This is a genomic window from Streptomyces sp. NPDC051664 (assembly GCF_044453545.1).
Taxonomy (GTDB): domain Bacteria; phylum Actinomycetota; class Actinomycetes; order Streptomycetales; family Streptomycetaceae; genus Streptomyces.
The window spans coordinates 276,284-300,870 of sequence record NZ_JBITCU010000009.1 but is presented as its reverse complement, the minus strand read 5'-3'; the positions used below and the strand labels follow the sequence as shown (position 1 = coordinate 300,870).

Below are 24,587 nucleotides of genomic sequence, written 5' to 3'. Positions count from 1 at the left end.
ACCGCAGGAACACGTAAGGGCATCGGCAGCCATATGCCGAGAACGATGGAGGAGACCATGTCGCCCCGGCTCGACGGACCGCGTACCCACAACGCAACGTCAGCATGTCCTCAGGGACTGACCGAATCAGACTCCCCTGCAGCGGTTGCCGTACCCGGCCCGCGCAGCAGCAACACCAGCAGTACCCGCAACACCAGCAGCATCGGCGACGGTCTCGAAGACCTTCCCGAGATCCCGCCGTACTCCGAAGTGGGTCCGCTGGACGCCAGAGCGCTTTCCAAGACGCTCTTCGCGCGGCTCGAATCCCTCGAAGAGGGCACCCACGAGCATGCGTACGTACGCAACACACTCGTCGAACTCAACCTGGCCCTGGTCAAGTTCGCCGCCTCCCGGTTCCGCTCCCGCAGCGAACCGATGGAAGACATCGTCCAGGTCGGCACCATCGGCCTGATCAAGGCGATCGACCGGTTCGAGCTCAGCCGGGGCGTCGAGTTCCCCACCTTCGCGATGCCCACCATCATCGGCGAGATCAAGCGTTTCTTCCGCGACACCAGTTGGTCCGTGCGCGTCCCGCGACGACTGCAGGAGTTGCGGATCGACCTGGCCAAGGCGGGCGACGAGCTTGCCCAACACCTGGACCGGGCGCCCACCGTGGGCGAACTCGCCGACCGCCTCGGACTCACCGACGACGAGGTCGTCGAGGGCATGGCCGCGAGCAACGCGTACACCGCGAGCTCACTCGACGCCAAGCCCCTGGAGGACGACACCGAGGGTGCGCTGGCCGACCGGATCGGCTACGAGGACCACGGACTCGCAGGCGTCGAGTACGTCGAGTCCCTGAAGCCGCTGATCGCCTCGCTGCCCGGCCGTGACCGGCAGATCCTCTCGCTCCGCTTCGTCGCCAACATGACGCAGTCGGAGATCGGTGAGGAGCTCGGCATCTCCCAGATGCATGTCTCGCGGCTGCTCTCCCGGACGCTGGTCAAGCTCAGGAAGGGCCTGACGCTGGAGGAGTGACTCCCCGGCACGTTCCGCGCCGTTGCGCGGCCTCACCATGCGGAAGGACCTGACCCGGCAACGGGCAGGTCCTTCCGCATGATCGAGGTGGTGTCGGCGCGTTGTCGACGCGGTCAGAGCGTGCGTTCGCCGCGCTGCCAGACCGCCTGGACCAGCGGGACACCCGGCCGGTAGGCGAGGTGGACATGGCTGGGGGCGTCGAGCAGGACCAGGTCGGCGCGGGCCCCTGGGGCGATGCGGCCGATGTCCGTGCGGCGCAGGGCCGCGGCGCCGCCCGCGGTGGCGGACCAGAGCGCCTCGTCCGGGGTCATGCCCATGTCGCGTACGGCGAGGGCGATGCAGAAGGGCATGGAGGAGGTGAACGACGAACCCGGGTTGCAGTCCGTGGAGAGCGCGACGGTGGCTCCCGCGTCGAGGATGCGGCGGGCGTCGGGCCAGTCTGCGCGGGTGGAGAACTCGGCGCCGGGGAGGAGCGTGGCAACGGTGTCGCCCTGGGCGAGGGCGTCGACGTCCGCGTCGGTCAGGTGGGTGCAGTGGTCGGCGGACGCGGCGTCGAGCTCGACGGCGAGCTGGACACCGGGGCCGTAGCCGAGCTGGTTGGCGTGGACGCGGGGGTGGAGGCCCCTGGCCATGCCGGCCGTGAGGATCGCTCGGGCCTGGTCGCCGTCGAACGCGCCCTTCTCGCAGAAGACGTCGACCCAACGGGCGTACGGGGCACAGGCGTCGAGCATCGGTCCGGTCACCAGGTCGACGTACCCGGCAGGATCGTCTGCGTAGTCGGGGGACACGACGTGGGCGCCGAGGTAGGTGACCTCGTCGGTGTGGCGGGCCGCGATACGCAGGGCGCGGGCCTCGTCCTCGACGGTGAGCCCGTAGCCGGACTTGGTCTCGAACGTGGTGGTCCCCTGGCGGAGTGCCTCCGTCAGATAGCGGACCACGTTGGCGGAGAGCTCGTCGTCGCTGGCGGCGCGGGTGGCGGCGACCGTGGTCCTGATGCCGCCCGCGGTGTAAGGGCGGCCGGACATCCGGGCGTTGAACTCCTGGGTGCGGTCCCCCGCGAAGAGGAGATGCGAGTGGGAGTCGACGAACCCCGGGATCACCGCGCGGCCGCTCGCGTCGACGGCGTTGTCAGTGGCGGGTGCTTTGCTTGACTCACCGGTCCAGACGACGCGGTCGCCCTCGATGACGACGGCCGCGTCCAGGATCAGGCCCAGGGGGGAATTGTCACCGAGGGAGGGGTCGTTGGTGACCAGACTGGCGATGTTGGTGATGGCGGTCGTCGTCATCGGGGGGCTGCTCTCCTTGCGAGGGTCCGGCGTCAGCCGTGCAGGACGGCGATGGCCGAGGCGAGTGCTGCGGGTACGTCCTCGACGAGCGCGTGCTGCCCGTCCCGGACGATGTGCCGGCCTGCCACGACCGTATGCCGCACATCAGCGGCGGAGGCGGCGAATACGGCTGCTTCGGCTGCCAGTCGGGGCGCCGGTCCAGCTGTTCTGACCGAGTCCAGGGCGACGGTGGTGAAGTCGGCGAAGGCGCCCGGTTCGAGGGTGCCCGCGTCGGGACGGCCGAGTGCGGCGTGCCCGTCGGCGGTGGCGGCGCGGAGCAGTGCGGCCGCGGTCCAGTGGCCGCGGGCCTGGGTGCGCAGGCGCTCGTTGAGCTCCATTGCGCGGGCCTCTTCGAAGAGGTCGATCACGGCGTGGCTGTCGCTGCCCAGGGAGAGCGGCGAACCCGCGCGCTGAAGGGCTACGGCGGGGCCGATGCCGTCGGCGAGGTCGCGTTCGGTGGTGGGGCACATGCAGGTGCCGGTGGCCGAGGAGCCGAGCAGCGTGATGTCCTCGCCACTGAGGTGGGTGTTGTGGATGCCGGTGGTGCGCGGGCCGAGGACCCCGTGGTCGGCGAGGAGCCGGGTGGGGGAACAGCCGTGGGCGGCCTGGCAGGCCTCGTTCTCCGCAACTTGTTCGGAGAGGTGGACATGGAGGGGGGCCCGCCGTCCCTCGGCCCACGCGGCCACGGTGGCGAGCTGTCCGGCGGGCACGGCGCGCACGGAGTGGACGGCCGCGCCGATCAGGGCGTGGTCGGTGTCCTTGAGAAGGGAAGCGCGTTCGGCCCAGGCCTCGGCCGTGGTGTCGGAGAACCGCAGCTGGTACTGGTTGGGCTGCTGGTACTGCCCGGCCCGCTGCCCGAACCCGGCGGCGAGATAGGCGGTGTCCAGCAGCGTGATCCGGATACCGGCCGCGTCGGCGGCGGCGATCAGGGCCTCGCCCATCGCGTTCGGGTTGTTGTACCGGACTCCGCCCGGCGCGTGGTGCAGATAGTGGAACTCACCGACGGCGGTGATGCCGGCCAGCGCCATCTCGGCGTACACGGCGCGGGCGAGGTCGTAGTACGTCTCGGGGGTGAGCCTGGAGGAGACCTGGTACATGAGCTCGCGCCAGGTCCAGAAGGTGCCGGAGCCGACCTGGACGGTCGAGCGCAGGGCGCGGTGGAAGGCGTGCGAGTGGGCGTTGGCGAGTCCGGGAAGAGTGAGCCCGCGCAGCACGGTGGCGCCCGGCGGCGGGGCGTCGACACCGATACGCACCCCGGCGATCCGCCCGTCGGCGACGTCCAGGGCGACGCCCGGCTCGACATGGGTGCCGAGCCAGGCGTGGGACAGCCAGAACGTCGCGGTGTCGCGCTTTCCCCTCGGTGTCGTTGTCAGCTGCACGCGAGACCTTCCAGTACATCGGCGAGTGCGATCACTCCGGCCACGCAGTCGTCCTCGGCGGCGTGTTCGGCCGGCGAGTGCGAGATCCCGGTGGGGTTCCGTACGAACAGCATGGCGGTAGGGACCGAAGCGGACAAAATACCCGCATCGTGCCCGGCGCCGGTGCCGAGGACGGGTACGGCGCGGCCCGCGTCGTCGCCACCCCTGCCCGTCAGGATCTTGCCGAGTTCGTCGCGCAGGGCGTGCTGGAACTCCACGACGGGCGTGAAGGACTCCCGTACGACATCGAGATCGATGCCCGCGCGCTCGGCGTGTTCCCGGGCGGCCCGCTCGATGCCGGTGACGACGGCGTCGAGGGTGTCCTGGTCGGCGGCTCGCGAGTCGAGCCAGCCCCGGACGAGGGAGGGGATGGCGTTGACCCCGTTCGGCTCGACGGCGATCTTGCCGAAGGTGGCGAGCGCGCCGGTGAGCTGCGCCTCGCGACGGGCGGCCAGCACGGTCTCGGCGTATGTGAGCATCGGGTCGCGCCGGTCCACGAGCCGGGTGGTGCCCGCATGGTTGGCCTCGCCCCGGAAGTCGAACCGCCAGCGGCCGTGCGGCCAGATGGCGGAGGCGATACCGACCGGGTCGCCGGTGAGGTCGAGGGAGCGCCCCTGTTCGACGTGGAGCTCGACGAACGCACCGATACGGGCCAGCCGTTCGGGGTCCGGGCCGATGGCCTCGGGGTCGTAGCCGGCGGCCTCCATGGCCTGCGGAAGTGTGATGCCGTCGCCGTCGCGGAGCTGGTGCGCCTTCTCGACGGTCAGCTGCCCGGCGGCGAGCCGGGACCCGACACACGCGAGCCCGAACCGGGCCCCTTCCTCGTCACCGAAGTTGGTGATGGCGAACGGACGGGTGAACTCCGCTCCCCTGCGGCGGAGTTCGTCGAACGCGGCGAAGGAGGAGACCACACCGAGCGGCCCGTCGAAGGCGCCGCCGTCGGGCACGGAGTCGAGATGCGATCCGGTGACGACGGCGTCGTCACCGAGCGGATCCCCGAGCCAGGCCCACTGGTTCCCGTTCCGGTCGACCTCGTACCCGAGCCCACGGGCTTCGGCCTGCGCCCGGAACCAGACACGGCAGTCACCGTCGGCGGCGGTCCAGGCGTAGCGGCGGTAGCCGCCGCTCCCGGGATGCCGCCCGATGGGGGCAAGCTCCTTCCACATGCCCTGGAAGGAGACTTGCGGGCCTTCGTTCCGCGGGGCGGGGGAGGTGACTCCCCCGCCTTCAGGGCCATGGCGGAGGGTGGGCGCAGGCGAACCCGCGCCCGACGGCGAACCCCCCACCGAGCCGGCCTCGCCAGGCACCGTCACTGCCCGCCCTCGGTCATCGGCACCCGCACGCCCTTGTCCGCGGCGACGGACTCCGCGATGTCGTACCCGGCATCGACATGCCGGATGACGCCCATGCCCGGGTCGTTCGTCAGCACCCGGCGGATCTTCTCGCCCGCCAGCTTCGTGCCGTCGGCCACGGTCACCTGCCCCGCGTGGATGGAGCGCCCCATCCCGACACCGCCACCGTGGTGGATGGAGACCCAGGAGGCACCGGACGCCACGTTGACCATGGCGTTCAGCAGCGGCCAGTCCGCAATCGCGTCGGACCCGTCGAGCATCGCCTCGGTCTCGCGGTACGGGGACGCCACCGACCCGCAGTCCAGGTGGTCGCGGCCGATCGCCAGCGGCGCGGCCAGCTCACCACTGGCCACCATGTCGTTGAACCGCTCGCCGGCACGGTCGCGCTCGCCGTAGCCGAGCCAGCAGATCCGGGCGGGCAGCCCCTGGAAGTGGACGCGTTCGCCGGCCATCTTGATCCACCGGTGCAGCGACTCGTTCTCGGGGAAGAGTTCGAGCATCGCCTTGTCGGTCTTGTGGATGTCCGACGCCTCGCCGGACAGCGCGGCCCAGCGGAACGGGCCCTTGCCCTCGCAGAACAGCGGCCGGATGTACGCGGGGACGAACCCGGGGAAGTCGAATGCCCGGTCGTAGCCCGCCAGCTGGGCCTCGCCGCGGATCGAGTTGCCGTAGTCGAAGACCTCGGCCCCGGCGTCCATGAAGCCGACCATCGCCTCGACGTGCTTGGCCATCGCCTCGCGGGCCCGCTGCGTGAAGTCGGCGGGCTTCTCGGCGGCGTACGAGGCCATGTCGTCGAAGTCGACGCCGATCGGGAGGTACGCGAGCGGGTCGTGCGCGCTGGTCTGGTCGGTGACGATGTCGATAGGGGCGCCCTCGGCGAGCATCCGGGGCAGCAGCTCCGCCGCGTTGCCGAGCAGCCCGATGGAGAGCGGCTTGCGTGCGTCGCGCGCCTCGACGGCCAGCTGGAGCGCGTGCTCCAGGGAGTCGGCGCGCACATCCAGGTAGCGGTGCTCGATGCGGCGCTCGATGGCGCGCGGGTCGCAGTCGATACAGATCGCGACGCCGTCGTTCATGGTGACCGCGAGCGGCTGGGCGCCGCCCATGCCGCCGAGTCCGGCGGTCAGGGTGATCGTCCCGGCCAGCGTCCCGTTGAACTTCTTCGCGGCGACGGCGGCGAACGTCTCGTACGTGCCCTGCAGGATGCCCTGCGTGCCGATGTAGATCCACGACCCGGCGGTCATCTGGCCGTACATGGTGAGTCCGAGCGCCTCCAGGCGGCGGAACTCCTCCCAGTTCGCCCAGTCGCCGACCAGGTTGGAGTTGGCGATCAGGACGCGCGGCGCCCACTCGTGGGTCTGCATGACGCCGACCGGCCGCCCGGACTGGACGAGCATCGTCTCGTCCTGCTTGAGCGTCTGCAGCGTGCGCACCATGGCGTCGAACGAGCGCCAGTCGCGGGCCGCCTTGCCCGTACCGCCGTAGACGACGAGCTTGTCGGGGTGTTCGGCCACCTCGGGGTCGAGGTTGTTCTGCAGCATGCGGAGGGCGGCTTCCTGCTGCCATCCCAGGGCGCTCAGTTCCGTACCGCGCGGTGCCCGTACGGGGCGGGGTCCTGACATGGCAATGCCTCCTCGCGTCTGTGATTCTTCTATTCACATCCTGTCGCTCTGAATACTTGTAGTCAACAGGCACGCCCGAAAGACCTGCCCGGAAGACGGGGAGCGGCACCGAAGACGGACAGAACATGACAGGGGCGTCAACGGGTCCGACCGTTTCCGACCGTCTTCCGCATGTACCAATGGAAAATGCCAGAACTCCCACCTCGGGCGAGCACGTTGCGTAGCCTCAGGGTCACAGCCGTGCGGCCGGTCGGGGGAGGGAGTCCGCGTGTCCGGAATCGACGAGTGCCTGCTCGAAGTCATGAGGCTGCCCGGTGCCCGCGGCGCCGCGGTGGTCGACTGGACGAGCGGTCTCGCCCTGGGCACCATCGGTGACTCGCCCAACGGCGATCACGAGACGACCGCGGCCGAGACGGCCGAGGTGGCGCGCATGGCGGCGGAGCAGCCCGCGTTCGCCCTCTCCGTCCCGGAAACCTCAACCGGCCCGGACGAGAACGCCGTTACGGGAACGGGCGCGGCGCCTCCGGTGGAGGACGTCATCATCACCACCCGCGCCGGCTACCACATCCTCCGATTCGTCGAGACGGCCTTCGACAGCAGCGTCTTCCTGCATCTGTGGCTCGACCGTTCCGACGGCAACCTGGCGCTCGCCCGGATACGGCTGGGCGAGCTGGCAATGCGGCTGGTCCTGGCATGAGAACCACCGTGCCCGAGAGAACACCCCCCGACGGAACCCACAGAACCTCACCCGAGAGAACCTCCCCCGTGAGAGCAGCCTCCGCCCTCTCCCCCATGCTCCAGCGCCTCGCCGCCGAGCGCGCCACCGGCGCCCTGATGCGCGACCGCGGCACGCTCTACCTCGCCGACGGCCAGGTCGTGCACGCCGAAAGTCCCGCGACACCCGGCATCGACATCCTGCTCACCGCCGGCGGTACCCTGCACCGCGACGGCTGGTGGGACGCGGTCACCCAGGCGGGCGCCGGGCAGCGGGTCGGCCGCTACCTGGTGGACAGCGGACGGATACCCGGCGGCGCACTGGAGCTCTGCCACTTAGGGGCTCTGTACGACGCCGCCTTCTTCGCCCTCGCCCCCACCCGGACCCCGGCCCGGTTCCGTTACGGGGTCTCGCACTGGATCGGTCCCGTGCACCCCGTCCCCGTCGATGCCGTGCAGCGCGAGACGCTCCGGCGCCGGGAACTGCTGGACCGGATCTGGCCCGACGCGACGACCGACACCGCCCCGCTCGTCCGGGCGGCCCATCCCGTCGACGCCCCCGTCCCGTCGCGCAGGCGCCGCGTACTCGACCTGGTGGACGGAGTGCGTACGGCATCCGACATCGCACAGCACCTGGGCCGCTCGGCGTTCCACATCCTCGTCGATCTGCGGCGGCTCACGGCCGCCGGACTGGTCGAAGCGGTCCGGCAGACGGCGGCCCCGTCCGCCTCCGCGCCCGGCCGGATCACGCTTCCCGAGGTCACGGCCGACCCCGACGTCGCCCTGCTGCGCCGACTCAGAGACGCATTGGAGGCCCTGTGATACGCGCGCTCAGACAGCGTGCCGGGAGGAGACAACTGATGGTTCCCGAGGCCGAAGTCCAGGACGTCCTGGCCGAACTCCAGCGGCTACGCGCCCGGGTTCCCCTCCTCGCGGGCGCGCTGGCGGCCAGCACCGACGGACTCGTCCTGGCCCAGGACACCCCGGGAGTGGAGGCGGAGGGCGTCGCCGCACTGACCGCGGCCTCGCTCGGTGTCGCGCTCCGGATGACGGAGGCGACCGGCCGGGGCGGCTTCCGTGAACTGCTCGTACGGGGCGAGACCGGCTACATCGCCACGTACGCGGCGGGCTCCTCCGCCGTCCTCACGCTCCTGGCCGAGGACCGGATCAACGTCGGCCGGCTCCACCTGGAAGGCCGCCGGGCGAGCACCCGGATCGGTGAACTGGTCGACGCCGCACTGCAACGCACCGCACAGCCCGCGCCCGCGTCGCACGCCCCGCGCCCACGTACCCCGCCCCCCGGCGGCCCCCTCCCGCACCGCCCGTAATACCAGTCACATCCGTACCAGGAACGCCAGATATCGGAGCCGGTCACCTCGGCCGGCAAGGAAAGGAAACGAGCACTCATGGCCAACACCGAAGCGTCGCTCAAGGAAGCGATGACCTCCATCGAGGGCACCCTCGGTGTCGCACTCGTCGACTACACCAGCGGCATGGCGCTGGGCACCCTCGGCGGCGGCAAGGACTTCAACCTGGACGTCGCGGCCGCGGGCAACACCGATGTCGTACGTGCCAAACTCCGCACGATGGAACACCTCGGCATCAAGGACGAGATCGAGGACATCCTGATCACCCTCGGCGCCCAGTACCACCTGATCCGGCTGCTCAAGGCGCGCGGCACCAACGGTCTCTTCCTCTACCTGGTGCTGGACTCCGCCCGCGCCAACCTGGCGATGGCCCGCCACCAGCTGAAGCGGATCGAGGCCGAGCTGGAGGTCTGACCTCCGCAGCACACCCTCAGCGACGCCGCGCCCCACCGGGCGCGGCGTCGCCCGCCACCGGCCCGGTCGTCCGGTACGCCGCGACCTGCTTGCCCGCCGGCCGCCCCTTCTCCACCCAGTCGGTCCGCACCCAGTACAGGACGTCGTTCTTCCGCTCCCGCTGTCCGATCCGGACCGTCTTGAGCCAGAGCCCGGCCCCGGCACCCGCGAGCACCAGCCCACCGGCGCCGGGCAGCAGGAACCCGCTGGCGATCGCCACCAGGAATCCGCCCAGCAGCCACCACCGGTGCCCGCGCCGCCAATTGCGTACGGTCACGGCCCGGTCCTGGAGGAAGTCGGTCCGCCCGGCACGGGTGGCGGCCCTGGCCAGTTCCGCGTACCTGCCCCCGCGTACGAGCGCCACCACCACTGCGGTGACCAGGAAGAGCGCGGCTCCGGCGAGCAGTCCGATCCGCCGGCCGGTGAGCCCCGGGACGAGCGCGCCGACTACGGCGGCGAGCAGTCCCGGCCACCACAGTGGTACGGCTCCGGCCCGTACGATCACGGCCACCCTTGCCAGCGACTGCGCTCCGCGCCCCACGTCCGTACCCCTTTCGACAGCCATCGGTGCTGTTTCTGTGGGCGCAGATTAATGGCCGTCTCTGAGCAATGTCTGAGCAGTTTCTGAGAATCCGCAGTGATTCCTGGGCCCCGGCCGGGCAGGCAGTACCGGTCGGGCAGCGGCCCCGGCCCGATGCTCACTCGGCGAACAGACCGCGCGCCACCGCCCGCGCGTCGAACTCCTCCAGGCGCGCCTGCGCGTCGGGCAGGTCGTCGCACATCGCCTCCAGCAGCACCCGCCCCAGCAGCATCGGCGCACACGCCGTGTCGAACGCGAGCCCGGTGCCGACGGCCGCCGGAATCAGCAGATCGCTGTGTCTGGCCACCGGGGCGAATGCCGAGTCGGCCACCGACACCACGGTCAGCCCCTGTTCCTGGGCGTACGCGAGCGCGTCCACGACCTCCTTCGGGTGGCGTGGCAGCGCAAAGCAGACCAGCGCGCTCGCCCCCGCCCGTCGCGCGGCGTCGATGCGGTCGCGCAGCATGCTGCCGCCCTCGTCGAGCACCCGCACATCCGGGTGGACCTTGGCCGCGAAGTAGCCGAAGCCACGTGCCTGCGAAGAGGCGGCACGCAGCCCGAGCACGGGCAGCGGCCGTGACGCGGCGAGCAGCCGTCCCGCCCGTTCGACGGGAGTGGGGTCGGCGAGCAGCTCGGCGAGGTGCCGCAGGTTCTCGATCTCGGCGTGGACGGCCTGCTGGTATTCGTTGTACGTGTCGTCGACGGCGCCCGCCGCCTCACCGGGTCCGGGCGCGACCTCCCGCAGGTGCTTGCGCAGCGCCGGATACCCGTCGAACCCGAGCGCGACGGCAAAGCGGGTGACGGACGGCTGGCTGACCCCGGCCAGCTCGGCCAGTTCCACGCTGGACAGGAACGGCACATCGGCGGCCCGCCGGACCATGGAGTGCGCGATGCGCCGCTGGGTGGGCGTGAGCCGGTGCCCCTCGAAGAGCTGCTGCAACCGTGCGGCCGGGCTGCTCCCGCTGCTCATGCTGTCCCCCTTGTACTGGCGAGTCCGGTGTCCCGGCTCGTTCCGGTGAGTCCGGTGTTCCACAGATCCGTGCAGCGGTCGAGCAGTTCCCCGGCCGCCGCCTTCACATCATCGGTGAGCGGCCGGTCCGCGAGCTCGGCGTCGAGCAGCGAATCGGCCAGCGCGAACGCCCGCCCGACCGGCAGCTCAGGATCGGGCCGCAGGTCGCGCAGGCGCAACGCCCTCACGGCGGAAACGAGTTCGCAGGCGACGACCTGCCGGTAGGCGCTGCAGGCGCGCAGTGTCTGACGGGCGGCAAGCGAGGCGAAGCTGGCCTGCTCCTCGACGCCGCGGGAGAGCACGGCATGCCCGAGCGAGGCGGGCGCGGAGAACGCCCGCAGATCTCCGAGGGCGGCCCCGGCCGCGTACTCCAGGATCATCACGCCCGAGGCGGCGGGCTCGCCGTCCGCGAGGAACGGCCGCAGCCGGGTGAAGGACGGCTCGTTGAGAGCCGAGAGCCGAGAGGTGGAGAGCCGGGCCACCTGCGTGACCGCGAGCCTGAAGTGATCGAGAGCCAGGGCGAGTTGGGCCATGTAGAAGCCGCCGTGGTGGTAGGCGGCGGGGCTGTCGTTGAGACCGGCGTCCGGGCAGATCAGCGGGTTCTCGGCGGCGGCGTTGATCTCGACCGCGAGGACACGTTCGAGCGCGTCGGCGGCGTCCTGCGCGGGGCCGTGGATCTGCGGCAGGCAGCGGAAGCCGTACGGGTCCTGGATGCGGCCGAGCGGCGGCCCCGGACGGTCGGGGGCGCCGAGCAACTGCCGCATCCGCGCCGCGACCTGGTACGAGCCGGGGTGCGGACGGGCGGCATGGACCGGTTCGGCGTACGCCTCGTACGAACCGTCGACCGCGAGCAGCGAGAGCGCGGCGACCGCTTCGGTGGCGGTGACGAGCCGGCGCAGCTCGTCGAGCGCGAGAGCGGCCTGGCCGAGGGTGAGGGCATTGCTGCTGATCAGGGCAAGGGCGTCGTTGTTGTCGAGCGACTGGGGCTCGGGCGCGGCACCGGGCCCCTGCCAGGGGTGCTCCCCGGCGAGCGCGAGGCCGACCTGGGCGAGGGCGGCGATGTCCCCTGTACCGACCGAACCGAACTCGTTGACCACCGGGTGCGCGCCGGCCTCCAGCGCCTCGCAGAGACCTACGACGACGCCGGGCCGCAGTCCGGCGCCGCCCGCAAGCAGCTGATTGGCGCGCACGGCGAGCATGGCACGGACCTCGCGGGCGGGCAGCGGGTCACCGATGGCCCCGGCGTGGCTGCGCAGCAGGCGCAGCCCGTGATCGGCGGCGGCCTCGGTGGGAACGCCCTCGTTGCGATTGGCGCCGACCCCGGTGGAGCGCCCGTAGACTCGCCCGGTCGCGGCGAGCTCCCGGGCGGCGGACCAGGAACGGTCGACACGCTTCATCGCCTCGGCACCGGGCACGGGCCGGGCGGTACCACGGGCGATCCGGACGACGTCGGCGACGGGAAGGGTCCGGCCGTCGAGCTCGACGACGGTGACGGCATGGTCCGCGGCCCAGCCACCGAAGGGCGAGGAGTCCATCATGTGGGACGACATCATGCGCGAACCCTCCTCATTCAGACACTGCGTCTCGCCGCTCGGGCTTCTGTAACCAGTGTTTTACCCCGAGGCATTGACAACCTATTCAGTCAACGAGAACTCTGCATGACTATATGCAGCCGGGGCAAGGGACGACCGATGATCAAATTCGACGCAGTGAACAAGCGTTTCCCGAACGGCACGACAGCAGTTCATGAGCTCAGCCTCACCATGCCGGAGGGCGGCATCACCGTCCTGGTCGGTTCGTCCGGCTGCGGCAAGACCACCACTCTCCGGATGATCAACCGGATGGTCGATCCGAGCTCCGGCACGATCACGCTCGGCGGCCGGAACATCCTCGAAGCGGACGCCGCCGAACTCCGCCGGGGCATCGGATACGTCATCCAGCAGGCCGGGCTCTTTCCGCACCGCACGATCCTCGACAACATCGCCACGGTCCCGCTGCTGCTGGGCCACGGACGCAAGCGCGCCCGGGCCCGCGCGGCCGAGCTGCTGGAGACGGTCGGGCTTCCGGCAGACGCCGCCAAGCGCTACCCGCACCAGCTCTCCGGCGGCCAGCAGCAGCGCGTCGGTGTCGCGCGTGCGCTCGCCGCCGATCCGCCGGTGCTGCTGATGGACGAGCCGTTCGGCGCGGTCGACCCCGTCGTCCGGACCCAGCTCCAGGACGAGCTGCTCCGGCTCCAGCAGGAGCTGAACAAGACCATCGTCTTCGTCACCCATGACATCGACGAGGCGGTACGGCTCGGCGACCGGATCGCCGTGTTCCGTACCGGCGGTCATCTGGTGCAGTGCGCACCGCCCGCCGAACTGCTTGCGCGCCCGGCCGACGACTTCGTCGCCGACTTCCTCGGCGCCGAACGCGGCCTGAAGCTGCTCTCGTTGAGCACGCTCGCGGATCTCCCCCGGCAGCCGGCGACGACGCTACGGGCCGACGAACCCACCCCCGCCGGGCGAGCCGACTGGCAGCTGGTCGTCTCCGCGAAGGGCGAACCCCTCGGCTGGCTGGACCCGGCAGCCGCTCCGTCGGGCCCTGCGGGCGACGCCCCGCTGCTCCCCGTGCGGCCGCTGCGCGACACGGACTCGCTGCTCTCCGCGCTGAACGAGTCGGTCGCCTCCCCGGCCGGGCTGATAGCCCGGGTCGACGACACGGGCGTACTGACCGGGGTCACCGCGCGCGAGGCCGTCCACGCGCGGGCGGGGGACGCCCACACCGCAGCGGTCGCGGCCCCTCGGCCCCTGACGGCTCCGGCCGGAAAGGGCAGCGCATGACCATCGACTGGTCGTGGATCTCCGACCACGCGAGCGACCTCGCCACCCTCACCGTCTCCCACCTCCAGGCCGCCTTGACCGCCGTGCTCCTCGGCCTGCTGATATCGCTCCCGCTGGCCGTCCTGGCCCACCGGGTACGCCCCCTGCGCGGCTTCCTCCTGGGCCTGTCGAACATCCTCTTCACGATCCCGTCCATCGCGGTCTTCGTCCTTCTCCTGCCGGTGTCCGGCCTCACCCGCACCACCACGGTGATCGGCCTGACCGTCTACACACTGGTCGTGCTCCTCCGCAACACCGTCGAGGGCCTGGACTCCGTCCCGGCGCGCACCAGGGAGGCCGCCAAGGCGATGGGCACCCGCCCGCTGCGCATCCTGCTCACCGTCGAGCTCCCCCTCGCCCTCCCCGTGATCATGGCGGGCGTACGGATCGCCACGGTCATGTCGATCTCGCTGGTCAGCGTGGCCACGTACATCGGCGACGGCGGCCTCGGCCAGCTGTTCACCGACGGGTTCCAGCGCAACTTCCCGACCCCGGTGGTCGTCGGCATCGCCCTGACCCTGCTGCTCGCGCTGGTCGCGGACGCGGTGCTGGTGGCCGTGCAGTACGTGCTCACCCCCTGGAAGCGGAAGCAGAGGGCCTGACCGATGTACGAACTCTTCGCGAACCTCGGCACCTGGCTGACCAGCGCCGAACAGTGGCAGGGCCCGGACGGCATCGCGCACCGCCTTGCCGAGCACCTCCAGTACTCACTCCTCGCCACCTTGATCGCCACGGCGATCGCGCTCCCGGTCGGCCTGCTCATCGGCCACACGGGGCGCGGCGCGTTCCTCGCCATCAACCTCTCGTCGTTCGGCCGGGCGCTCCCCACGGTCGGCCTGGTGGTGCTGGTCTTCCTGGCCAGCGGGCTGTCGATGACCCCGGTGTACGTGGCGCTGGTCGCCCTCGCCGTCCCGTCGATCGTCACCAACACCTACGCCGGGATGACCGCCGTCGACCCGGAGGTGAAGGACGCCGCCCGCGGCCAGGGCATGCGTGGCCACCAGATCCTGTGGCAGGTGGAACTCCCCCTCGCCCTCCCTCTGATCATGACCGGCCTGCGCCTCGCCCTGATCCAGGTCGTCGCCACCGCCACGGTCGCCGCGTACGTCAGCTTCGGCGGCCTCGGCCGGTACGTCTTCGACGGCCTGGCCCAGCGTGACCTCGTCCAGGTACTGGGCGGCGCGGTCCTGGTGGCGGTCGTGGCCGTCGCCCTGGACCTGGCCCTGTCCGGACTGCAGCGCATCCTCTTCCGCCACCGCACCGCCTGAGGAGACCACCCATGACCCACCAGCCCCACAGCACCACCCGCCGCTCCCTGCTGGGCGGCCTCCTCGCCGCGGCCGCCGTCCCTGCACTCGCGGCCTGCAGCAGCGGCATCACCTCGCTCGACGGCCAGGGCGGAGGCAGCAGCGGCGCCGGCTCCAGCGCCGGCGGCATCACCATCGGCACGGCCAACTTCACCGAGAACCAGGTGCTCGGCTACCTGTACGCCGAAGCCCTGAAGGCCGCCGGAGTGAAGACAGGGGTCCGCGCCAACCTGGGCACCCGCGAGATCCTCATCCCCGCCCTCGAGGGCGGGGACATCGACCTCCTCCCCGAGTACCAGGGCGCCCTCCTGCACTACCTCGACCCGAAAGCGAAGGCCACCGAGGAGGGCGAGATGCAGAACGCCCTGGCCATCGCCCTCCCCAAGGGCCTCCAGATCCTCCCGTACGGCATGGCCGAGGACTCGGACGCCTTCGTGGTGACCCCGAGGACGGCCAGGAAATACGGCCTGTCCTCCCTCGCCGACCTGGCGAAGCAGAACGGAAAGCTCGTCATCGGCGCGGCGCCCGAGGTGAAGAAGCGGACGGTCGGGGCGGTGGGCCTGAAGGACGTGTACGGGGTCGAGTTCAAGGAGTTCAAGTCGCTGGACTCCTCCGGCCCGCTGGTCAAGGGGGCCCTGAAGAAGGGCGACGTCGACGTCGCCAACCTCTTCACCACCGACACGGACATCGCCGCCGAGGGCTGGGTGGTCCTCACCGACCCCAAGAACCTGATCCCCGGCCAGCACGTGGTCCCCCTGATCGCGGACCGCGCGGCGGACTCCACGGTCCGCAAGGCACTGGCCCGCCTGGGCGCCACGCTCACGACGAAGGACCTCACGGAGCTGAACCGCCTGGTGGACAAGGACAAGAAGGACCCGGAGGACGTGGCGCACGAGTGGGCCGCGGCGCACGGCCTGACACAGAAGTAAGCGAAAAGGAGCACCCCCATGGCCGACTCTCTCGTCGAGCGTCGCTCGATCGACGTCGTACCGGACGACGAACGGCACGGAAACGCGTTCTCCCAGTTCACCCTCTGGCTCGGCGCGAACCTCCAGATCACCGCAGTGGTCAGCGGCGCGCTCGCGGTCATCTTCGGCGGCGGCGCCTTCTGGTCCCTGATCGGCCTGCTGGTGGGCAATCTGCTCGGCGGAGCGGTGATGTCGCTGCACTCGGCGCAGGGCCCCCGGCTGGGCCTGCCCCAGATGATCTCCAGCCGGGCACAGTTCGGGGTGCGGGGCGCGGTCGTGCCGCTGCTCCTCGTCGTCGTGATGTACGTCGGCTTCTTCGCCAGCGGCAGCGTGCTGGCCGGTCAGGCGGTCGGCGAGCTCACCCACCTCGGGCAGACCTCCGGCATCCTCGTCTTCGCCGTGATCACCGCGCTGATGGCGGCGATCGGCTACCGGGTCGTCCACGTCCTCGGCCGGGTGGCAAGCGTGGTCTGCGCACTGGCCTTCGTCTATCTCGGCATCCGGCTGCTGGACCGGATCGATCTCGGCGCCGCCCTCGCCGACCGCGCCTTCGACCTGCCGATGTTCCTGCTCGCGGTGTCGATCGCGGCGTCCTGGCAGCTGGCGTTCGGGCCCTACGTCGCGGACTACTCGCGTTACCTGCCGCGCCACACGAGCGCCCGCGCCACCTTCTGGTGGACACTGGCCGGCACGACGCTCGGCTCCCAGTGGTCCATGGCCTTCGGCGTGCTGGTCGCGGCATCCGCGGGCGAGGCGTTCCTCGACGACCAGGTCGGCTACGTCGTCTCGCTGGGCGGCACCGGGCTGATCGCCTCGCTGCTCTACTTCGTGATCGCGCTCGGCAAGCTGACCATCAACGTGCTGAACACCTACGGCGGGTTCATGTCGATGGTCACCGGCATCAGCGGCTTCCGCGGGCAGCGCGCGCTCTCGCAGCGCGGCCGCTCCGCGTACATCGCCGTGATCATGATCGCTGGCACGGCGGTCGCCCTGCTCGGCAAGGACACCTTCCTCACCTCGTTCAAGGACTTCCTGCTGTTCCTGCTGACCTTCTTCACCCCGTGGTCGGCGATCAACCTCGTCGACTACTACCTGATTTCGCGTGAGCGGTACGACATCCCGGCCCTGTCCGACCCCAACGGCCGCTACGGCGCCTGGCGATGGGACGCACTGTCGGTGTACGCGGTGGGCATCGTCGCCCAGCTCCCCTTCCTGGCGACGACCTTCTACACCGGCCCGCTGGTGGAGCCGCTGGGCGGCGCGGACATCTCCTGGGTGATCGGCCTGCTCGTACCCGCCCTGCTGTACTGGCTGCTCGCCCGCCGCGACACGACACACATCCCGACGGCCACGATCACCTCGCCGGACCGGGTCCCGGCCGGCTGAGCCCGGTCCCCACCGGGTCGCGGTCGACCACGACCCGGTGGGCCATGGCGCGACGGCCCGAGGCGTCAGGAGCGAGGTCGTCACCATCGACGGGTGGGCCATCTCCACCGAGGGCCGGCCCGGGGCGCCCCCGACCTCCAACAGGGGGGCTAGCCCCACTGTGCCGGGCTTGTTCGCTCCGTACCGTTGGGCCATGGAAGCCCGTGACTCCGAGCTCGAGAAAGAGCTCAATGCCACCTTGCAGGCCCGCAGTGAGCTGGGGCCCGAGTACGAGTCGGCGCTCATCGACTCGTTTCTGGAGAAGGTCGACCGGCGCCTCGACGAGACGCTCGACCGTCGCGTCCGGCGTCATCTTGCCGAGCAGCAGATCACGGTCGCCCGAGGGGCCCGGGCGCCCCAGGAGCCGATGGCGAACTTCGGTGAACGGTTCGGGTTCGGGATCATCTCGCTGGTGCTGGCCATCCCGCTGTCCGCGATCGGGGTCGCGAACGCCGGGATGGAGGGGCTCGTCGTGGCCTGGCTGGGGATCGTCGGGGTGAATGTCGCCCAGGTGGTCCGCGGTCGGCCGTCGTCCCGGCGCCCGGAGGGACGCACGAAGTCCGACTGGGAGGACTGAGCGGCCGCCGGTCACGCCTGGCGTGTGGGGAGCACGATCAGCTGGCGCAGGTTGACGTGGCGCGGGCGACTGGTGGCGTAGGCGACCAGATCGGCGATGTCGTCGCCGGACAGGGAGCCCATCGTGTCGAACATGCCGTCCAGTTCGCCCGACAGCTCCGCGTTGTCGATGTGGCTGCCCAGCTCCGTGTCGGTGAGGCCCGGCTCGATGTTCGTGACGCGGACGTCTCGCGGGCCGAACTCCGTGCGCAGGGATGCCGACAGGTAGCTGAGCGCCGCCTTCGTCGCCCCGTACACGGCGTAGTTGGGGAACGCGATGTGCGCGCCGATCGACGAGATGTTCACCAGGTCCGCGGTGCGGCCCGCGGAGGCGGCCGCCACCAGGTCGGGGGTGAAGGCACGGATGATCCGCAGCGCGCCCGACACATTGGTGTCGAGCATCCGCTGCCACTCGTCGGTACGGCCCTCTGCCACCGGGTTCGGCAGCATCACCCCGGCCGCGTTGACCACCAGGTCGACCTCGCCGTAGGCGGTGTGGACACGCTCGGCAGCCGCGTCGACGGATGCCTGGACGGTGACGTCCGCCGCCACGACGAGGGCTTCGCCGCCCTCCGCCGTGACCTTGGCGGCCACTTCCTCCAACCGGTCCGCCCGTCGGGCCAGCAGCGCCACCCTGGCTCCCCGGGCGGCGAGCAGGAGGGCGGTGGCGGCGCCCATGCCGCTGGCGGCTCCGGTGATGACAGCGGTGCGGCCTGCGAGGGTCTCGTACGACATGGCGTGCTCCTTGCGCTCCGTGGTGCCCGCCGGGCGTCTGCCCGGTGGCGGGTTCCACTCTTCGCCGCCCGGCACCCGTTACCCAGGGATGCGTCTTTCCTGGGTCCGGCAGTACCAGGCTCCGCTCCGGCCCATCTCCTAGGATCGAACGCATGGATGGGGACCTCGGAGACTTTCTCCGCTCGCGACGAGCACGGATCCAGCCCGAGGACGTAGGCCTGCAGGCGTACGGCCGACGCCGGGTGCCGGGGCTGCGCCGCGAGGAGGTCGCACAGCTCGCGGGAGTGAGCGTCGACTACTACATCCGGCTGGAACAGGGGCGCGGACCGAGCGTCTCGGACGCGGTGCTCGACGCGATCGCCCGGGTGCTGCGGCTGGACGAGACGGAGCTGGCGTATTTGCACACCGTGGCCCGGCCGAGCACGAAGGCACGCGGCGAGCGGCCGGCTACCACGCAGCGGGTACGGCCCGGGCTGCGGCTGCTGCTGGACACCATCGACCGGGCCCCCGCGTTCATCCTGGGCCGCCGCATGGACGTGCTGGCCTGGAACGCCCTGGGCGACGCCGTCGTCGGTTTCTCCCGGATGCCCGCCGCCGTGCGCAACATGCCGCGCCAGGTGTTCCTGGAACCGGCGGCGCGCGAGCTGTACCCGGAGTGGGCGGCAGTGGCAGCGGAGACGGTCTCGCATCTACGGCTGGATGCCGGGCTGCACCCGACGGACAGACAGCTCGCCACGCTGGTCGGCGAGCTGTCGTTGCGAAGCGAGGACTTCCGGCGGCTGTGGGCGGACCACCAGGTCAAGGCGAAGACCTACGGGGTCAAGCGCATCCGGCATCCCGTGGCGGGTGAACTGACGCTTCCGTACGAGACGCTGGCGCTGCCCGGCGACCCCGACCAGTCGCTGGTCGTCTATACGCCGGAGCCGGAGACCGAGACTGCCGAGCGGATCGCGCTCCTGGCGAGCTGGTCGGCCGCGCCCGCCGGATGAGCGGCCCTTGGCCGCCGCTGGACGCGCGTGGAGGTATGTCGCAGGGACCGCCGCACCCCCGGTTTCCCAGGGGGCGGGACGACGGCGGTCCCCGCGAGGGACGCGGGTCCGGGTCAGGGCCGGCTGATCGCGTCCTGGCGACAGTGGAGGTCCGGGAGCCGCTCCGTAGTCCGTGTCGCCGTCTCGGGTGCCGGCGGGTTTCCCTGCCGACACCCACTAATGTGCCGGAGCCGTGTTAAGCCGGTGCTGCAGGTACGTGTCGTGCTCGTACCGTTTTCACGAAGCCCAGCTTCCCGCTCTACTGCTTCGGACCGGCGTCCTTCGCCAGGAACGACAGCAGGTCCTGCCTGCTCACGACGCCCTTCGGCTTGCCCTCCACCAGGACGATCGCCGCGTCGGCGGCGTCCGCACCGCTGAGCACCGACATCAGGTCCTCGACCGGTTCGCCCGAGCCGACCTGCGGCAGCGGCGGCGACATGTGCTTCTCCAGCGGGTCGGTGAGCGAGGCGCGCTGCGCGAACAGCGCGTTCAGCAGCTCCCGCTCCACCACCGAACCGATGACCTCCGCGGCCATCACGTCCGGGTGTCCGGCGCCCGGCTTCACGATCGGCATCTGCGAGACGCCGTACTCGCGCAGGACATCGATCGCCTCGCCGACGGTCTCCTCCGGGTGCATGTGGACGAGCGTCGGGATCGGGCCCTCCTTGTGGGCGAGTACGTCCCCCACACGTGCCGACGGGCCGGTGCCCTCCAGGAAGCCGTAGTCGGCCATCCACTCGTCGTTGAAGATCTTGCTCAGGTAGCCGCGCCCGCTGTCCGGCAGGAGCACGACGACCACGTCGTCCGGGCCGAGCCGCTGCGCGACCTCCAGGGCCGCCACGACCGCCATGCCGCAGGAGCCGCCGACGAGCAGGCCCTCCTCCTTGGCGAGTCGGCGCGTCATCTGGAAGGAGTCCTTGTCGGACACCGCGACGATCTCGTCCGTGACCGTGCTGTCGTACGCGCTCGGCCAGAAGTCCTCACCGACGCCCTCGACCAGATACGGGCGTCCGGAGCCGCCGGAGTAGACCGAGCCCTCCGGGTCCGCGCCGACGATCTTGACCGAGTCGCCGCTGATCTCCTTCAGATAGCGGCCGGTGCCGGTGATCGTGCCACCGGTGCCCACACCCGCCACGAAGTGGGTGATCTTCCCGTCCGTCTGCTCCCACAGCTCGGGACCGGTGGTCTCGTAGTGCGAGCGCGGGTTGTTCGGGTTCGAGTACTGGTCGGGCTTCCAGGCGCCCGGCGTCTCACGGACAAGCCGGTCGGACACGTTGTAGTACGAGTCCGGGTGCTCGGGGTCGACGGCCGTCGGGCAGACGACGACCTCGGCACCGTACGCGCGCAGCACATTGATCTTGTCCGTGGACACCTTGTCCGGGCAGACGAAGATGCACTTGTAGCCCTTCTGCTGCGCGACGATCGCCAGGCCGACGCCCGTGTTGCCGCTCGTCGGCTCGACGATCGTGCCGCCGGGCTGCAGCGCGCCGCTCTCCTCGGCCGCCTCGATCATGCGCAGGGCGATGCGGTCCTTGACCGAACCGCCGGGGTTGAAGTACTCGACCTTGGCCAGCACCGTCGCCTCGATGCCGGCCGTCACACTGCGCAGCCTCACCAGCGGGGTATTGCCAACGAGACTGATCATCGAATCGTGAAATTGCACCGTGTTACTCCGGGGTCTCCGAGATGGTGCGGCCAGCGTATGCGTACGGGGATGAGATTGGGCGAAGCGATTGGGCGACGGTCGTTACGGGGCAGTTAGCTCTATGTACGGCGGTACGGCGACGAGGAGGTGGACCGGACTGTGTCGAGAGCAAGGGTGGCACGGCGGATCGCGGCAGGGGCCGCCTACGGCGGCGGCAGTATCGGACTGCTCGGTGCGGCGGCGGTGGGCGTGGTGGTGGCGGAGGTCCAGCTGGCGAAGCGGCAGGTGGGTGGCGGTATCGCACCCGTCCCGCCGAGTGCCGACGGGCGGTACGGGGTGGCCTTCGCCGGTCCGGCGGAGCCATTGCTGCTCGGTCTGCTCGGCGACTCCACCGCGGCCGGCCAGGGCGTGCGCAGGGCCGGGCAGACCCCCGGGGCGCTGCTTGCCTCGGGGCTCGCGGCGGTCTCAGAGCGTCCGGTGGATCTGCGGAATGTCGCGCAGCCGGGGGCCCGGTCGGACGATCTGGAGCGGCAGGTGTCGGTGCTGCTGGCCGACACGTCCCGTATGCCCGACGTCTGCGTGATCATGATCGGGGCGAACGATGTGACACACCGGATGCCCGCCACCCATTCGGTGCGGTGCCTGACCACCGCCGTGCGCAGACTGCGTACGGCGGGCGCGGAGGTGGTTGTCGGCACGTGCCCTGATCTCGGCACGATCGAGCCGGTCTACCAGCCGTTGCGCTGGCTGGCCCGGCGGGCGAGCCGCCAGTTGGCCGCGGCCCAGACGATCGGTTCGGTGGAACAGGGCGGGCGCACGGTGTCGCTGGGCGACCTGCTGGGGCCGGAGTTCGAGGCGAACCCGCGCGAGCTGTTCGGCCCGGACAACTACCACCCGTCGGCCGAGGGATACGCGACGGCGGCGATGGCACTGCTGCCGACCCTGTGCGCCGTGCTGGGGCTGTGGCCGGAGTCCGACCGCCTCGACGGCTCGCGCCGCGAGGACATGCTGCCGGTGGCCAAGGCGGCGTCTCAGGCGGCCAGGGAGGCCGGTACGGAGGTCACAGGGGCGCGAGCTCCCTGGGCCCTGCTCAAGCACCGCAGGCGGCGGCGTCTGCCTGCGGCCACGGAGCCGCAGTCGGAGCCTCAGCCGCAGTCGGAGCCCCTGGCGCGGTCCCATCCGCATCCGGACGGGCAGCACCCCGACGTACCGCTGCCGGACGGCCAGCACCCGGACGGGCAGCGCCCGGACGGCAAACACCCCGACGTGCACCAGGACAGGGACCCGCGCGCGGGCGGGGACGCGGGCACGGATCCCGCGCCCCGGCACGCCTGAACATCGGCATGCACTCGGCCCCGTCCACCGACCCCACCCAGTCGACTGAGCGGTCGCTTAGAAAAGAGGTCCGCATCACATGGCCTGCCGGGTGACCTCAGCGATACGGCCGGGTAACTTCCAAGGCAGTCCTGCCCGTCAGGTCTGCCGGTCAGTCCTGCGGGACGGCCAGCCTTCCAGCCCTCATGGAGCCGCGTGATGCCTGAAGCCGTGATCGTCTCTGCTGCCCGTTCCCCCATCGGCCGGGCCTTCAAGGGTTCACTGAAGGACCTGCGGGCGGACGACCTGACCGCCACGATCATCCAGACCGCGCTGGCCAAGGTCCCCGAGCTGGACCCGAAGGACATCGACGACCTGATGCTCGGCTGCGGCCTCCCCGGCGGCGAGCAGGGCAACAACCTGGGCCGCATCATCGCCGTACAGATGGGGATGGACCACCTTCCCGGCTGTACGGTCACCCGCTACTGCTCGTCCTCCCTGCAGACGAGCCGCATGGCGCTGCACGCCATCAAGGCCGGCGAGGGCGACGTCTTCATCTCGGCCGGTGTCGAGATGGTCTCCCGCTTCGTGAAGGGCAACTCCGACAGCCTGCCGGACACGCACAACCCGCTCTTCGCCGAGGCCGAGGCCCGCACCGCAGCGCGCGCCGAGGAGACCGGTGCGAGCTGGCACGACCCGCGCGAGGACGGCCTCGTCCCGGACGCGTACATCGCGATGGGGCAGACCGCCGAGAACCTGGCCCGGCTCAAGGGCGTCACCCGTCAGGACATGGACGAGTTCGGCGTACGGTCGCAGAACCTCGCCGAGGAAGCCATAAAGAACGGCTTCTGGGCGCGCGAGATCACCCCGGTCACGACCCCCGACGGCACGGTCGTCTCCCAGGACGACGGCCCGCGCGCGGGCGTCACACTGGCGGGCGTGCAGGGTCTGAAGCCGGTCTTCCGCCCCGACGGCCTGGTCACCGCCGCCAACTGCTGCCCGCTCAACGACGGCGCCGCCGCGCTCGTGATCATGTCCGACACGAAGGCGCGCGAGCTGGGTCTGACCCCGCTGGCCCGGATCGTCTCGACCGGCGTCTCCGGCCTCTCCCCCGAGATCATGGGGTACGGGCCGGTGGAGGCCAGCAAGCAGGCCCTGAAGCGCGCCGGACTCACCATCGACGACATCGACCTGGCCGAGATCAACGAGGCGTTCGCCGCCCAGGTGATCCCCTCCTACCGCGACCTCGGCCTGCCGCTGGAGAAGGTCAACGTCAATGGCGGCGCGATCGCTGTCGGCCACCCCTTCGGCATGACCGGCGCCCGGATCACCGGCACTCTGATCAACAGCCTGCAGTTCCACGACAAGCAGTTCGGTCTGGAGACCATGTGCGTGGGCGGCGGCCAGGGCATGGCGATGGTCATCGAGCGGCTGAGCTGAGCTGCAGCGGAGGGTAGGGGGCGCCTGAGGTACGAAGGCGGCACCTGCCCGCAGCGGAAGCGAAGCGAACGCGACCAGAGGCCCGAGCGGCTGAGCTGAGCTGCAACGGAGGGTAGGGGGCGCCTGAGGTACGAAGGCGGCACCTGCCCGCAGCGGAAGCGAAGCGAACGCGACCAGAGGCCCGAGCGGCTGAGCTGCAGCCGAGCCGAGCCGAGCCGAAGTGAGCTGATCACTTCCGGAGCCGCCGGGTCGGCCTCTCCCGGCGGCTCACCCACCCACGCCATGGCTGGTTCCGAGCCCCGACCGTGACCGAATCTCCCCCAGGATGTGACCTATCTCCTGGGGGAGAGGTGTTTTTGCAGGTCACACCCACATCAGGGGTAAACACGAGCCCC

The 24,587-nt window shown here is 70.8% G+C and carries 23 protein-coding genes; 14 read left to right on the top strand and 9 right to left on the bottom strand.

What is annotated here, in order from left to right:
- Positions 1-57 precede the first annotated feature (57 nt).
- Positions 58-1,017 carry an RNA polymerase sigma factor SigF gene (locus tag ACIA8E_RS19775; protein WP_399299743.1) on the top strand — a complete coding sequence of 320 codons (960 nt, stop codon included), beginning with the start codon at positions 58-60 and terminating at the stop codon, positions 1,015-1,017.
- Between the two features lie 113 nt (positions 1,018-1,130).
- Here ACIA8E_RS19775 and hutI read toward each other — a convergent pair whose 3' ends face one another.
- The 4 genes from hutI to hutU all read right to left on the bottom strand — a co-directional run bounded on the left by hutI (position 1,131) and on the right by hutU (position 6,731).
- Entirely contained in the window at positions 1,131-2,303 is a 1,173-nt protein-coding gene (gene hutI / locus ACIA8E_RS19770; RefSeq protein WP_399299685.1) for an imidazolonepropionase, read from the bottom strand.
- A gap of 32 nt (positions 2,304-2,335) precedes the next feature.
- Positions 2,336-3,721, bottom strand: coding sequence for a formimidoylglutamate deiminase (locus ACIA8E_RS19765; protein ID WP_399299682.1), 1,386 nt, complete (start codon positions 3,719-3,721; stop codon positions 2,336-2,338).
- Positions 3,712-4,926: an allantoate amidohydrolase gene (locus tag ACIA8E_RS19760; RefSeq protein WP_382607747.1), complete on the bottom strand. Its 1,215-nt coding sequence runs from the start codon at positions 4,924-4,926 to the stop codon at positions 3,712-3,714. Before ACIA8E_RS19760 ends, ACIA8E_RS19765 begins: the two co-directional genes overlap by 10 nt.
- 143 nt (positions 4,927-5,069) lie before the next feature.
- The gene (gene hutU, locus ACIA8E_RS19755; protein ID WP_093776571.1) at positions 5,070-6,731 is read right to left on the bottom strand and encodes a urocanate hydratase; all 1,662 of its coding nucleotides are present in this window, start codon (positions 6,729-6,731) and stop codon (positions 5,070-5,072) included.
- A 268-nt stretch (positions 6,732-6,999) separates the two neighbouring features.
- Here hutU and ACIA8E_RS19750 point away from each other — a divergent pair, with 268 nt between their 5' ends.
- The 4 genes from ACIA8E_RS19750 (at position 7,000) to ACIA8E_RS19735 (ending at position 9,226) form a co-directional block, all read left to right on the top strand.
- On the top strand, positions 7,000-7,428 hold the full coding sequence (locus ACIA8E_RS19750) for a hypothetical protein (RefSeq protein ID WP_399299679.1): 429 nt from the start codon (positions 7,000-7,002) through the stop codon (positions 7,426-7,428).
- Positions 7,429-7,523: 95 nt separating this feature from the next.
- Entirely contained in the window at positions 7,524-8,267 is a 744-nt protein-coding gene (locus tag ACIA8E_RS19745) for a winged helix-turn-helix domain-containing protein (RefSeq protein ID WP_399299740.1), read from the top strand.
- 38 nt (positions 8,268-8,305) lie between these two features.
- Positions 8,306-8,773, top strand: a complete 468-nt coding sequence (locus ACIA8E_RS19740; protein ID WP_399299676.1) for a roadblock/LC7 domain-containing protein — start codon at positions 8,306-8,308, stop codon at positions 8,771-8,773.
- Positions 8,774-8,851: 78 nt separating this feature from the next.
- Positions 8,852-9,226 carry a hypothetical protein gene (locus tag ACIA8E_RS19735; RefSeq protein WP_356326162.1) on the top strand — a complete coding sequence of 125 codons (375 nt, stop codon included), beginning with the start codon at positions 8,852-8,854 and terminating at the stop codon, positions 9,224-9,226.
- 16 nt (positions 9,227-9,242) lie between these two features.
- On the opposite strand, the gene ACIA8E_RS19730 is transcribed toward ACIA8E_RS19735, so the two are convergent.
- The 3 genes from ACIA8E_RS19730 to ACIA8E_RS19720 form a co-directional block, all read right to left on the bottom strand.
- Positions 9,243-9,830, bottom strand: a complete 588-nt coding sequence (locus ACIA8E_RS19730) for a hypothetical protein (protein ID WP_399299673.1) — start codon at positions 9,828-9,830, stop codon at positions 9,243-9,245.
- Between the two features lie 133 nt (positions 9,831-9,963).
- Entirely contained in the window at positions 9,964-10,815 is an 852-nt protein-coding gene (locus ACIA8E_RS19725; protein WP_399299671.1) for a MurR/RpiR family transcriptional regulator, read from the bottom strand.
- A complete protein-coding gene (locus ACIA8E_RS19720) occupies positions 10,812-12,404 on the bottom strand; it encodes an aromatic amino acid ammonia-lyase (protein ID WP_399299738.1) in 1,593 nt (530 codons plus the stop codon). The genes ACIA8E_RS19725 and ACIA8E_RS19720 overlap by 4 nt, the downstream gene beginning before the upstream one ends.
- 141 nt (positions 12,405-12,545) lie before the next feature.
- On the opposite strand from ACIA8E_RS19720, the gene ACIA8E_RS19715 reads away from it, so the two are divergent.
- The 6 genes from ACIA8E_RS19715 (at position 12,546) to ACIA8E_RS19690 (ending at position 17,992) form a co-directional block, all read left to right on the top strand.
- Positions 12,546-13,676, top strand: a complete 1,131-nt coding sequence (locus ACIA8E_RS19715) for an ABC transporter ATP-binding protein (RefSeq protein ID WP_399299668.1) — start codon at positions 12,546-12,548, stop codon at positions 13,674-13,676.
- Positions 13,673-14,317: an ABC transporter permease gene (locus ACIA8E_RS19710; protein WP_399299665.1), complete on the top strand. Its 645-nt coding sequence runs from the start codon at positions 13,673-13,675 to the stop codon at positions 14,315-14,317. Before ACIA8E_RS19715 ends, ACIA8E_RS19710 begins: the two co-directional genes overlap by 4 nt.
- 3 nt (positions 14,318-14,320) lie before the next feature.
- A complete protein-coding gene (locus ACIA8E_RS19705) occupies positions 14,321-14,983 on the top strand; it encodes an ABC transporter permease (protein ID WP_399299662.1) in 663 nt (220 codons plus the stop codon).
- An 11-nt stretch (positions 14,984-14,994) separates the two neighbouring features.
- Complete coding sequence (locus tag ACIA8E_RS19700) at positions 14,995-15,951, top strand: ABC transporter substrate-binding protein (protein WP_399299659.1); 957 nt, start codon at positions 14,995-14,997, stop codon at positions 15,949-15,951.
- 18 nt (positions 15,952-15,969) lie between these two features.
- Positions 15,970-17,376 (top strand): purine-cytosine permease family protein, encoded by a 1,407-nt coding sequence (locus ACIA8E_RS19695; protein ID WP_399299656.1) that lies wholly within the window; start codon positions 15,970-15,972, stop codon positions 17,374-17,376.
- Between the two features lie 193 nt (positions 17,377-17,569).
- Positions 17,570-17,992 (top strand): hypothetical protein, encoded by a 423-nt coding sequence (locus ACIA8E_RS19690; protein WP_030976976.1) that lies wholly within the window; start codon positions 17,570-17,572, stop codon positions 17,990-17,992.
- Between the two features lie 11 nt (positions 17,993-18,003).
- Here ACIA8E_RS19690 and ACIA8E_RS19685 read toward each other — a convergent pair whose 3' ends face one another.
- Positions 18,004-18,765 carry an SDR family oxidoreductase gene (locus tag ACIA8E_RS19685; RefSeq protein ID WP_399299653.1) on the bottom strand — a complete coding sequence of 254 codons (762 nt, stop codon included), beginning with the start codon at positions 18,763-18,765 and terminating at the stop codon, positions 18,004-18,006.
- 152 nt (positions 18,766-18,917) lie between these two features.
- Between ACIA8E_RS19685 and ACIA8E_RS19680 the strand changes: the two genes are divergently transcribed.
- Positions 18,918-19,754, top strand: coding sequence for a helix-turn-helix transcriptional regulator (locus tag ACIA8E_RS19680; protein ID WP_399299650.1), 837 nt, complete (start codon positions 18,918-18,920; stop codon positions 19,752-19,754).
- Between the two features lie 298 nt (positions 19,755-20,052).
- Here ACIA8E_RS19680 and ACIA8E_RS19675 read toward each other — a convergent pair whose 3' ends face one another.
- Positions 20,053-21,456 (bottom strand): cystathionine beta-synthase, encoded by a 1,404-nt coding sequence (locus tag ACIA8E_RS19675; RefSeq protein WP_399299647.1) that lies wholly within the window; start codon positions 21,454-21,456, stop codon positions 20,053-20,055.
- 156 nt (positions 21,457-21,612) lie between these two features.
- Here ACIA8E_RS19675 and ACIA8E_RS19670 point away from each other — a divergent pair, with 156 nt between their 5' ends.
- Together ACIA8E_RS19670 and ACIA8E_RS19665 are read left to right on the top strand one after the other, a co-directional pair.
- The gene (locus ACIA8E_RS19670; RefSeq protein ID WP_399299735.1) at positions 21,613-22,773 is read left to right on the top strand and encodes a GDSL-type esterase/lipase family protein; all 1,161 of its coding nucleotides are present in this window, start codon (positions 21,613-21,615) and stop codon (positions 22,771-22,773) included.
- Between the two features lie 198 nt (positions 22,774-22,971).
- Positions 22,972-24,192, top strand: coding sequence for an acetyl-CoA C-acetyltransferase (locus ACIA8E_RS19665; protein WP_399299644.1), 1,221 nt, complete (start codon positions 22,972-22,974; stop codon positions 24,190-24,192).
- Positions 24,193-24,587: the final 395 nt, after the last annotated feature.